Source organism: Nonomuraea rhizosphaerae (assembly GCF_019396405.1).
GTDB classification, from domain to species: domain Bacteria; phylum Actinomycetota; class Actinomycetes; order Streptosporangiales; family Streptosporangiaceae; genus Nonomuraea; species Nonomuraea rhizosphaerae.
On sequence record NZ_JAHKRL010000142.1, the window covers coordinates 1 to 10,973 of the forward strand.

A 10,973-nucleotide genomic window follows, 5' to 3' on the forward strand; every position below is an offset into this window, starting at 1 on the left:
CCCCCGCCCGAGCCCCCCCCCCCGCCCGCCTCCCCCGCCGCCCGCCTGTTCGCCGACCGCGCGGCGGCGGTCGGGCGGCCGGTCGGCGAGGCGGACCTGGCCCACGTGGGCAACATCTGCCGGGCGCTCGACGGGCTGCCGCTGGCGATCGAGCTGGCGGCCGCGCGGCTGCGCACGCTGTCGGTCGCCGACGTGGCGGCGCGGCTCGACGACCGGTTCAGGCTGCTGGCGCGCGGCAGCCGTACGGCGCTGCCCAGGCACCAGACGCTCCGCGCGGTCGTGGCGTGGAGCTGGGACCTGCTCGGCGCGGACGAGCAGCGGATGGCCAGGCGGCTGACCGTGTTCGCGGGCGGGGCGCGGCCGGGGTCGGCGGAGCGGGTGTGCGGGCTGCCGGAGGAGCTGCTGTTCTCGCTGGCCGAGAAGTCGCTGGTGGAGGTGGTGGACGGCCGCTACCGGATGCTGGAGACGATCAGGGCGTTCTGCGCGGAACGGCTGACCGAGTCGGGCGAGGCCGAGCGGACGCGCCTGGCGCACGCCGAGCACTACCAGGACCTGGCGATCGAGGCCGACGGCCACCTGCGCAAGCGTGAGCAGCTCACCTGGCTCGCCCGCCTCGACGAGGAGAGCGACGAGCTGGCCACGGCGGTCCGCTGGGCCGCCGAGAGCGGCAGGCACGACCTGGGCCTGCGGATCCTGGGCTACTCCGCCTGCTACTGGTGGATGCGCGGCCACCGCGCGACCAGCGCGGCGCTGGCCGGCGGCCTGCTGGCCACCATGGGGCCGGACGCGCCCGCCGGGCTGGAGGAGGAGTACGCGATGACCGTGCTCGTCGCGGCCTGGCGCCGGGAGCCCGACGACGCGCTGCGCGCCCGGCTGGCGGAGGTCCGCCGCAGGCTGCCGATCGACTTCATCCCGGAGCGGCTGGAGTTCTTCACGATGATGCTGCCGCTGTTCGCGGGGCCGCCGCTCGGCGACTACGACAGCGTGCGCAAGCTGATGGACGAATTCGTCGGACATCTGCAGCCGTGGTCGCAGGCGCTGAGCCATTCCGGCGTCGGCTTCCTGCTCCAGGTGGTGGGGCGCCGCGAGGAGGCCACCGCCGAGCTGGCGCGGGGGCTGGCCGAGTTCAGGGCGCTGGGTGAGCGCTGGGGCGCCACGCTGGTGCTGGCGGGGCTGAGCGACCTGGCCGCCGAGCGCGGCGACCACGCCGAGGCCCGGGATCTGGCCGAGCAGGCGCTCGTACTGTCGCGGGAGCTGGGAGCGGCGGCCGACACGGCCGAGAACATGTGCCGCCGCGCGGACGCCATGGTCCGGCTGGGCGAGTCCGAGGCCGCCCGCGCCGACTATCTCCGGGCCGCCGAGCTGTCGCGGCGCATCGGCGGCTCGGGCGACACGATGGCCAGGGCGCACGTCGGGCTGGCCGAGCTGGCCGAGCTGCACGGCGACCTCACCACCGCCCGCGCGCTCATGGAGCAGGCGCGGGCCGAGTGCCCGGCCGACTGGTACGTCGCCGCCGAGACCCGCGACCGCGTCCGCCAGGGGCTGACCAGACTCGCGCAGCCGGTCAGCGACCGGTAGGCGGCCGGTCAGCGCCCCGCGCCACCGTCAGGACCATGACGAACAAATGGTCCAGCCTGGCCGTCGCCTGCGTGGCCACGCTCCTGCTCTCCCTGGACATGACCGTCCTGCACCTGGCGCTGCCCCGGCTGGTCGGCGACCTCGGCGCGAACGCCACGCAGCTCCTGTGGATCGGCGACATGTACGGCTTCGCGCTGGCCGGCCTGCTCATCACCATGGGCAACGTCGGCGACCGCGTCGGCCGCAAGCGGCTGCTGCTCATCGGGACCGCCGCGTTCGGCGTGGCCTCGGCGCTGACCGCGTACGCGCCCACCCCTGAGCTGCTCATCGCGGCCAGGGCGCTGCTCGGCGTGGCCGGGGCGACGATCATGCCGTCCACGCTGTCGATCATCCGCAACGTCTTCACCGACCCCGGCGAGCGGACCGCCGCCATCGGGATCTGGAGCGGAATGAGCGCGGCCGGGTTCGCGCTCGGCCCGGTCGTCGGCGGCCTGCTGCTGGAGCGCTTCTGGTGGGGCTCGGTCTTCCTCATCAACGTGCCGATCATGGTGGTGGTGCTGATCGCCGGGTACGCCGTGCTGCCCGAGTCGCGCAACCCCGGGGCGGGCCGGGTGGACCCGTTCAGCGTGGTGCTGTCGTTCGCGGGCATCGTGACGGCCATCTACGCGATCAAGGAGGCGGCGCACAAAGGCGTTGGCCACCTGGACGTGCCCGTGGCGGCGGTGGTCGGCGTCGCGTGCCTGGCGCTGTTCGTGTGGCGGCAGACCAGGCTGGCCGAGCCGCTGATCGACGTGCGGCTGTTCGGCAGGCGGGCCTTCAGCGCGTCGGTCGGCACGAACCTGCTGGCGATCTTCACGATGACGGCCATGTCGCTGATCTTCGCCTGGTACTTCCAGCTCGTGCTCGGCTGGACGCCGCTGCAGGCCGGGCTGGCGGGCCTGCCCGGCGGTCTCAGCGGCGCGCTGGGCGGTGTCCTGGCGGCCAAGCTGATCGGGCCGCTGGGCAGGAACGGCGTCGTCGCGCTGGGCCTGACGCTGACCGCGGGCGCGTTCTTCTACTACAGCACGCTGGGCCTGGAGCTGAACTACGCCGTGATGCTGATCCCCATGACGCTCTGCGGGATGGGCATCGGCCTCACCTTCACCGTCAACAACGACAACGTGCTGGCCACGGCCCCCAGGGAGCGGGCGGGCGCCGCGGCGGCGGTGTCGGAGACGGCGTTCGAGCTGGGCGGCGCACTCGGCATCGCGATCCTCGGCACCGTCCTGAACAGCGCCTACACCTCCAGTCTCAGCCTGCCCGCCGGGGTGCCCGCGGAGGCGGCCCGGGAGTCGATCGCCGGGGCGATGCACACGGCCGCCGCGCTGCCGCCCGCCCAGGCTGCCCAGGTGATCGAGGCGGCGCGGGTCGCGTTCGTCGACGGCGTGCACGTCACGTCGCTGGTCACGGGTGTGATGCTGCTGGTGGTGGCCGGGCTCGCGCTGGTCGGGCTGCGCGGCGTGCCGAAGGTCATCCCGGAGGAGACGTTGGCCGCGTCACACTAATTCATTATCTGTTGACTTCAACGGCGTTGAGTTTTACCGTCGGTTTCAGGAGGCGGTCATGAACATGATCCTGAAATTTGCTGACATCGATGGTTCGATGCTCGCCGAGGTCGGCGGCAAGGCGGCCAACCTCGGCGTGCTCACGAGGGCCGGGCTGCCGGTGCCCGACGGGTTCTGCGTCACCACGGAGGCCTACCGGCGGATCGCCTCCGGCATCGACCCCACGGCCGGCGCGGCTCACGTGCGGGAGCGGATCCTGCGCGCCCCGATCCCGGCCGACGTGGCGGCGGCCGTGCTCGACGCGCTGCTCGACGCGCTGCCCGGCGGGCCGGTCGCGGTCCGCTCGTCGGCCACCGCCGAGGACCTGCCGTACGCGAGCTTCGCCGGCCAGCAGGACACCTACCTCAACGTCGTCGGCGCGCAGGCCGTGCTCGACGCCGTACGCCGCTGCTGGGCCTCGCTCTGGACCGACCGGGCGGTGGCCTACCGCGAGTCGAACGGCATCGACCACGCCTCTGTGCGCCTGGCCGTCGTCGTCCAGCGCATGGTGCAGTCGGAGACGGCCGGGGTGATGTTCACCGCCGACCCGGTCACCGGACGCCGCCGCCGCGCCGTCATCGACGCCGCGCCGGGGCTCGGCGAGTCGGTGGTGTCGGGCGCGGTCAACCCCGACCACTTCGTCGCCGACCTCGACTCCGGTGAGGTCCTGGACCGGCGGATCGGCGACAAGCGGCTCGCCGTACGGTCCCTTCCGGGCGGCGGGGTCGAGCACGTCACCGGATCCTCGGACGGCGCGTGCCTGACCGACGGGCAGGTGCGGGCGCTGGCGGCGCTCGGCGCGCGGGTCGAGGAGCTGTACGGCGCTCCGCAGGACACCGAGTGGGCCTTCGACGCGGCCGGGAAGCTGTGGCTCACCCAGGCCAGGCCGGTCACGACGCTGTTCCCGCTGCCGCGCGACCAGCGTGACGGCCTGCGCGTCTACTTCTGCTTCAGCGTGGCCCAGGGCGTCTTCCGCCCGCTGACGCCGATGGGCATGGCGGCCTTCCGCGTCGTGTCGTCGTCGGTGTCCGGGCTGTTCGGCTCCCCCGTCGCGGCCCCGCTGGCCGGCGGGCCGGCCTTCACCGAGGCGGCCGGCCGGGTGTTCGTCGACGTCACGGGCGTCATGCGCAGCCGCGTGGGCCGGGCGATCGTGCCGAGGGTGTTCGACCTGATGGAGGCCAGGTCGGCGGCCGTTCTGCGCGGTCTGTTCGACGACCCCCGGCTCAGCGTCACCAACCGCGCCGTCCGGCCGCTGGTCAGGCGGGTGGCCCGGCTGGCGCTGCGCCACGGCGTGCCCGTCACGATGCTGCGGGCGCTGGCCGATCCCGCCGGGGCCGACCGGCGGGCGCGGCGGCTGGCCGACGCCCTGGTGGCCGGGCTCACGCCGCCCGAGGGCGCGAGCGTCGCCGAGCGGGTGGACCACGTCGCCAGGATGCTGTACGAGCGGATCACGCCGATCGCGCCGCGGTTCTTCCCGGTGGCGGGGGCGGCGGCGCCGATGCTGCTCCTGGCGTCCCGGCTGCTCAAGGGCCGGGCGCGGCCCGAGGAGCTGCAGACCGTGCTGCGAGGGGTGCCGCGCAACGTGACCACCGAGATGGACCTGGCGCTGTGGCGGCTGGCCCGCGAGCTGCGCGAGGACCCGGCCGAGGCGGCGCGCTTCCTGGCCGAGCCGCCCGCCGTCCTGGCGCGCGGGCCGCTGCCGCAGGGGGTGCGCGACTTCCTGGCCGTGTACGGCGACAGGGCCGTGGCCGAGATCGACCTCGGGCTGCCCCGCTGGTCGGAGGACCCCACGCACGTCCTGGGCATGATCGCCAACTACCTGCGGCTGGACGACCCGGCGCTGGCCCCCGACGTGCTCTTCGCCAAGGGCGCGGCCGAGGCCCGGGACATGGCCGAGGAACTGGCCGCGCGGGCCGGGCGCGGGCTACGGGGCCGGATCGTGCGGTTCGCGCTCGGGCGGGCCAGGGAGCTGATCGGGGCCCGGGAGCTGCCCAAGTTCGTCATCGTGCGGATGCTGTCGGCGCTGCGCGCCCAGCTCCTGGACGTGGGCCGCGAGCTGGCCGCCGGCGGGCTGCTGGCCGCGCCGGAGGACGTGTTCCTCGTGACGCTGGCGGAGGCCAGGTCGGGGGCCGACCTGCGCGCGGTCGTCCAGGAACGGCGGGAGACCCACGAACGCGAGCTGCGCCGCCGGCACATCCCCCGGGTGATGCTGTCGGACGGCACGGAGCCGGAGGCGGTGGCCTCGGGCCCGGTCGCGGAGGGCGCGCTGACCGGCTCGGCCGCCTCGCCGGGGCAGGTGACCGGGGTGGCCAGGGTGGTGCTCGACCCGGTCGGGGCGCGGCTGGAGCCGGGCGAGATCCTGGTCTGCCCGTCCACCGACCCCGGGTGGACGCCGCTGTTCCTGACCGCCGGCGGGCTGGTGATGGAGATGGGCGGGGCGAACTCGCACGGGGCCGTGGTGGCGCGCGAGTACGGGATCCCGGCGGTGGTCGGGGTGGCCCACGCGACGGACCGCATCCGCACCGGCCAGGTGATCACGGTGGACGGCACGTCGGGCGCGGTCGTCGAGGCGGCGGGTTCCGGGACCGAGGGTCCCGAGACAACAGGTCCCGGAACGGCGGCCTCTGAGGCCACGGCCCTGGAGACGGTGGCCTGACGTCACGGAGTGGCGGCGCAGGGGCGGGTCCGCAGCGGTGACAGGTCGGCGAGACGGCGGCCGATCATCCGGGCCAGCCCCTCGATCGTCTCGATGCCCGCCCCCTCCCCCGGCTGCCGATCCGTCTGCACCGACAGCAGCAGGTCGCGCCCCGGCCCGAGGATCCGCCCGTAGCTGGTGACCGCCCACGTGTTGTGGATGAACGGCCGCGGCGTCCACCCGTTCTTCAGCGCCACCCGCTCCCCTTGGCGGGCGGCGGCGCTGACCCCCCAGGACTGGTCCCGCTGCACCCGCCCCATCAGCCCGAGCACGAGGTCGCGGTCGGCGGTCCCGAGCCCTTTGGAGCCGTTGACCAGCACCTTCAGCAGCCGCAGCCGGTCGGCCGGGCTGGTGAGGGTGCCGCCCCAGAAGCGGCTCGGCCCGGGGACGGTCTCCCTCAGCCCCACCCGCCGGTAGAACCGGCTCATCCCGTCGCCGGCCCCCACCCGCCCCCACAGCGCGTCCGCCGCCGAGTTGTCGCTCTCCCGGATCATGCGCGAGGCCAGGTCCCGTTCGCCGGCGTCCAGCCGGGCGCGGCGCAGCAGGAGCGCGGTCAGGATGTCCACCTTGGCGCCGCTGGCGGTGATCATGTCGTGCTGGTGCTCCCCGTGTCCGAGGCGGACTCCGGTGGCCAGGTCGTGCGCCGCGTACACGACCCGCCCCGGCTGGCGTTCCAGGTAGCGTTCGAGGTCGCGGCCGAGCCGTACGCGAGCGGCGGCCCCGGCGCGCGGGTCGGGGGTGGTCAGCAGGCAGCGGGTGGGATGCGGCGCCTTGGCCACGACGGGCGGGAGCGCCGCCTGCCCACTGGCCTGACAGGCCGACACCAGTGCCAGAACGGCCCACCCTGTCACACGCACGCGCCAACCCCCCAGCTCTCACCGGGGGTCAGGGAGATCGTTACCCAGCGGGCCGGCCGATCACACCCGTCACAGGTGCTCGCGCAGGAAGTCCGTGACGGCCCGCACGGCCTGGCCGACGTACGGCTCGCGGTCGTAGAGGTCGATGTGCTGCTTGGCGTCCACCCAGACGAGTTGCTTGGGCTGGTCCAGCCGCCGGAACGCCTCCTCGGCGCCCTCCGGCGGGCAGAACCTGTCCACCACCCCGTGCACGATCAGCGCCGGTTTGGGCGACAGGAAGTCGGCGCCCATCATGTTGTCGACGGTGATCAGCTCGCGCACACTGGCCCGGGTGACCCGGTTCTCCCAGGTCGCGGAGGCGCCGCGGTCGCCGCCGTAGTAGGCGTACGGCTCGTCGCCCGGCATGGCGGCCTCGCCCTCCCGCGCCACGGCGGGCAGGTACTCGACGGGGCCGCCCAGGTCCTGGCGCTCCAGCACCTCGGTGAAGCCGGTCAGCGCCGCCTGGTAGTCCATGCCCGAGCGCATGGCGTACGGGTTGTTGTAGGCCCCCGCGATCCCGGCGAACACCTTCACCCGGGGGTCGAAGGCCGCGAACCGCAGCGCGTACCCGCCGCCGAGGCAGATGCCGACCGCGCCGATCCGCCCGGCGTCCACCTCCGGGCGCGAGCGCAGCAGCGACACCGCGGCCCGCAGGTCGGACAGCTTGGCCTGCGGGTCCTCGTGGCAGCGCGGCTCACCGCCCGACCCGCCCCAGTTGCGGTGGTCGAAGGCCAGCGTCACGTAGCCCTGGGCGGTCAGCCGCTCCGCGTACAGGCCGGTGACCTGGTCACGCACCCCGGTGAAGGGCCCGGTGAACACCAGCGCGGGGCTCGGCCCCTCGCCCTCGGGCACCCGCAGGTCCCCGGCCAGCTTCACGCCGTCGGCGGCGAACTCAACCTTCATGCCTCACAGTGTGGCCGGGGGTCGCTCACGAGTCGAAGCCCAGCCCCATCCGGTCGAGCGCGCGCAGCCACAGGTTGCGCTTGCCCTGGTGCTGGTCGGCCTGGGCGATCGACCACCGGGTGAACTGGATCACCCCTGACCGCACCGGCTCGGGCGGGAAGGGCATCGGCTTCTCGCGTACCATCCGCAGGGCGGTCCGCTCGGTGCGCTCGCCGGACAGCAGGTCGAGCATGACGTTCGCGCCGAAGCGGGTGGCGCCGACGCCCATGCCGGTGTAGCCGACCGCGTACGCCAGCCGCCCGCCGTGCGCCTGCCCGTAGAAGGCGCTGAACCGGCTGCAGGTGTCGATCACCCCGCCCCACTTGTGCGTGAAGCGCACCCCGGCCAGCTGCGGGAACGTGGTGGCGAAGTGCTCGGCGAGCTTGACGAACGTCTCGTCGCGCTGGTCGTACTCGGGCCTGACCAGGCCGCCGTTGTAGTAGACGGCGTCGTAGCCGCCCCACAGGATCCGGTTGTCGTCGGTCAGCCGGTAGTAGTGGAACTGGTTGGCCGAGTCGCCGACGCCCTGCCGGTTGCGCCAGCCCACCGAGGCGAGCTGCGCCTCGGTCAGCGGCTCGGTCATCAGCGCGTAGTCGTACACGGGCACCACGAAGTGCTTGAGCCGGCGCAGCAGCGGCGTGAACACGCCGGTGCCGAGCGCGACGCGGCGGCCGGTGACGGAGCCGTGCGGGGTGCGCAGGGTGATCGTGGCGCCGTCGTCGTCAAGCGCGCGCACGGGGCTGCGCTCGTGGACGCGCACGCCGAGCGCGACGCACGCCTCGCGCAGGCCCCAGGCCAGCCGGGCCGGGTCGAGCATGGCGCAGCTGTCGCGCTCCCAGACGCCGCCCAGGTAGGTGGGCGAGTCGATCTCGGCCCGCACCTGCGCCTCGTCCAGCGGCACGTGGTCGAGCCCCAGCTCGGCGACCAGGTCGAGGTGCTCGACGAGCGCGTCGAGCTGCCAGGGCTCGGTGGCGACGTTCAGCTCGCCGGTGCGCTCGAAGGAGCACTCGATGCCGTAGCGCTCCAGTGTCCGCCCGATCTCGTCGAGGTTGGCCACGCCGAGGCGTTCGAGCTTGTCGATCTCGTCGGGCCAGCGTTCGAGGCCGTTGGGCAGGCCGTGGGTGAGCGTCGACATGCAGAACCCGCCGTTGCGGCCGGAGGCCGCCCAGCCGATCCTGCGGCCTTCGAGCAGGACGACGTCCTGCGACGGGTCGCGTTCCTTGGCCATCAGGGCGGTCCACAACCCCGAGAAGCCGCCGCCGACCACGACGAGGTCGGCGCTGGTGTTTCCGGTGAGCCGCGGCCGCGGCTCGGGTCTGGCCGGATTGTCCAGCCAGTACGGCTTGCGCTCCGCGTCAGCAAGCGCCTTCAGCGGATCCACAAATCTCACGTCCCTACAGGTGATGTTTTCCGTTACGCACGGCGTCTGGCCGTGACCGCGTTGGCGACGGCGATCAGCACGCCGATGCCGAAGATCAGCGTACCCATGACGTTGACCTGGGGCGGAATCCCGGTCTTGACCGACCCCACGATCCACAGCGGGAAGGTGATGGTGGAGCCGTTCACGAAGCTGGTGACCACGTAGTCGTCGATGGACAGCGCGAACGCCAGCATCGCCCCGGCCAGCACGCCAGGCATGATCGAGGGCAGCGTCACCTGCCTGAACGTCCCCCACGCCGTGGCGCCGAGATCCCTGGCCGCCTCCTCCAGCGACGGGTCCAGCACGATCACCCTGGCCCGCACGGTGACGACGACGAACGACAGCGAGAACAGCACGTGCGCGATGATGATCGTGTTCGCGTCGCGCGGCACGGTGCCCGAGACGAACAGCGACAGCAGCGACGCGCCCATGACCAGCTCGGGCGTGGAGATCGCGGCGAAGACCAGGAAGTTCGTGGTCCCCTGGCCGCGGAAGCGGTAGCGGCCCACGGCCAGGCCGAGCATGGTGCCGATCACGACGGTGATGATCGTGCTGACGACGGCGATGACCAGCGAGTTGCGCAGCGCGGTGGTCAGGTCGGAGATGTCGAACAGCTCGCCGTACCAGCGCAGGGTGAAGCCCTGCCAGCTGGTGTTCGACTTGCTCTTCTTGTCGTTGAACCCGAACAGGATCATCACGGCGATCGGCGAGGACAGCCAGACGATGATCAGCCAGGTGTAGACGTGCAGCAGCCTGTCGCCGAGCCGGCCGCCCCTCATCGGGCCGCCGCCTCGAGGACGTTCTCGGTGCCCAGCGCCCGCGCGTAGATGAAGATGCCCACCAGCAGCACCGCCATCAGCGTGAACGACAGCGCCGAGGCGGTCGGGTAGTCCAGGTTCGTCAGGTACTCGGTCTGGATGATGTTGCCGATCATCGTGTTGCCCGTGCCGCCGAGGATCTGGGCGTTGACCGGGTCGGCCGTCGCGGGCACGAACGTCATCAGCACCCCGGCGAACACGCCGGGCAGCGACAGCGGCAGCACCACCCGCCGGAAGGCCGACAGGCGCGAGGCGTACAGGTCGTAGGCCGCCTCGATCACCCGTGGGTCGACCCGTTCCAGCGCCACGTAGATCGGCAGGATCATGAACGGCAGGAAGTTGTACGTCAGCCCGCCCACCACCGCGAACGTGGTGGCCAGCACGTGGAAGTCGGCGGCCAGCAGCCCCCAGCCCTTCAGCGTGCCGAACAGGATGCCGTCGTCGGCCAGCAGGAAGCCCCACGAGATCGTGCGCAGCACGAACGAGACGAAGAACGGCAGCAGCAGCAGGAACAGGTACATGGACTTGCGCGCGCCGCCCTTGAACGCGATCCAGTACGCGACGGGGTAGCCGATGACCAGCATGGCCACCGTCGCGAGCCCTCCGTACAGCAGGGAGCGCAGGAGCTGGGTGCTGTAGCGGCCGATCGCGTCGGTGTAGTTGGAGAAGCTGAACGTCATGGCGAAGCCGTCGATCGCGTTGCCCGTCTGCAGCGACACCGACGCCATGGCGGCCATGGGCACCACCAGGAAGATCGCCAGCCACATCCAGCTCGGCAGCGCCAGCAGGTAGGGGGTCAGCCGCCTCATCGCGCTACGCCTGCGTGATCGACTGGAAGATCGGGTTGAACACCTGCTCCTGCTTGGTCGTGAGCGGGGTGTAGCTGTGCAGCTTGGCGTAGTCGGCCTCGGAGGGGAACATCAGCGGGCTGTCCACCATCTGCTCCAGCGCCTTCTTGTCCTCGCCCTTCGCGCCGGCGGCCTTCTCGCGCAGCAGGTCCCGGACAGCCGGTACGGGGGTGAGGAACTGGATGAACTCATC

At 72.8% G+C, this 10,973-nt stretch carries 8 protein-coding genes and 1 pseudogene; 3 read left to right on the forward strand and 6 right to left on the reverse strand.

From position 1 onward, the window contains the following. The 3 genes from KME77_RS06965 to KME77_RS06975 all read left to right on the forward strand — a co-directional run. On the forward strand, positions 1–1,578 hold a 1,578-nt coding region (locus KME77_RS06965; RefSeq protein WP_443679242.1), incomplete at its 5' end, for an ATP-binding protein. A 35-nt stretch (positions 1,579–1,613) separates the two neighbouring features. After that, positions 1,614–3,122: an MFS transporter gene (locus KME77_RS06970; RefSeq protein WP_219463110.1), complete on the forward strand. Its 1,509-nt coding sequence runs from the start codon at positions 1,614–1,616 to the stop codon at positions 3,120–3,122. 58 nt (positions 3,123–3,180) lie between these two features. Next, positions 3,181–5,817 (forward strand): PEP/pyruvate-binding domain-containing protein, encoded by a 2,637-nt coding sequence (locus tag KME77_RS06975; RefSeq protein ID WP_219463112.1) that lies wholly within the window; start codon positions 3,181–3,183, stop codon positions 5,815–5,817. Between the two features lie 2 nt (positions 5,818–5,819). On the opposite strand, the gene KME77_RS29085 is transcribed toward KME77_RS06975, so the two are convergent. From KME77_RS29085 to KME77_RS07005, 6 genes and pseudogenes are all read right to left on the reverse strand, one after another. Then, positions 5,820–6,713, reverse strand: coding sequence for a serine hydrolase (locus KME77_RS29085; RefSeq protein WP_219463114.1), 894 nt, complete (start codon positions 6,711–6,713; stop codon positions 5,820–5,822). 69 nt (positions 6,714–6,782) lie between these two features. Next, positions 6,783–7,655 carry an alpha/beta hydrolase gene (locus KME77_RS06985; protein WP_219463116.1) on the reverse strand — a complete coding sequence of 291 codons (873 nt, stop codon included), beginning with the start codon at positions 7,653–7,655 and terminating at the stop codon, positions 6,783–6,785. Between the two features lie 25 nt (positions 7,656–7,680). Continuing rightward, positions 7,681–9,075, reverse strand: coding sequence for an NAD(P)/FAD-dependent oxidoreductase (locus tag KME77_RS06990; protein WP_219463122.1), 1,395 nt, complete (start codon positions 9,073–9,075; stop codon positions 7,681–7,683). 32 nt (positions 9,076–9,107) lie between these two features. After that, complete coding sequence (locus KME77_RS06995; protein WP_219463118.1) at positions 9,108–9,893, reverse strand: ABC transporter permease; 786 nt, start codon at positions 9,891–9,893, stop codon at positions 9,108–9,110. Next, a complete protein-coding gene (locus KME77_RS07000) occupies positions 9,890–10,741 on the reverse strand; it encodes an ABC transporter permease (protein WP_219463120.1) in 852 nt (283 codons plus the stop codon). Before KME77_RS07000 ends, KME77_RS06995 begins: the two co-directional genes overlap by 4 nt. A 4-nt stretch (positions 10,742–10,745) precedes the next feature. After that, a pseudogene (locus KME77_RS07005) lies at positions 10,746–10,973 on the reverse strand (spermidine/putrescine ABC transporter substrate-binding protein); the annotation flags it as partial.

Bases quoted from the DNA above. Each gene is read 5' to 3' on its own strand.
- KME77_RS06970 (WP_219463110.1), top strand. From the start codon at position 1,614: ATGACGAACAAATGGTCCAGCCTGGCCGTCGCCTGCGTGGCCACGCTC.
- KME77_RS06975 (WP_219463112.1), top strand. From the start codon at position 3,181: ATGAACATGATCCTGAAATTTGCTGACATCGATGGTTCGATGCTCGCC.
- KME77_RS06985 (WP_219463116.1), bottom strand. From the start codon at position 7,655: ATGAAGGTTGAGTTCGCCGCCGACGGCGTGAAGCTGGCCGGGGACCTG.
- KME77_RS06995 (WP_219463118.1), bottom strand. From the start codon at position 9,893: ATGAGGGGCGGCCGGCTCGGCGACAGGCTGCTGCACGTCTACACCTGG.
- KME77_RS07000 (WP_219463120.1), bottom strand. From the start codon at position 10,741: ATGAGGCGGCTGACCCCCTACCTGCTGGCGCTGCCGAGCTGGATGTGG.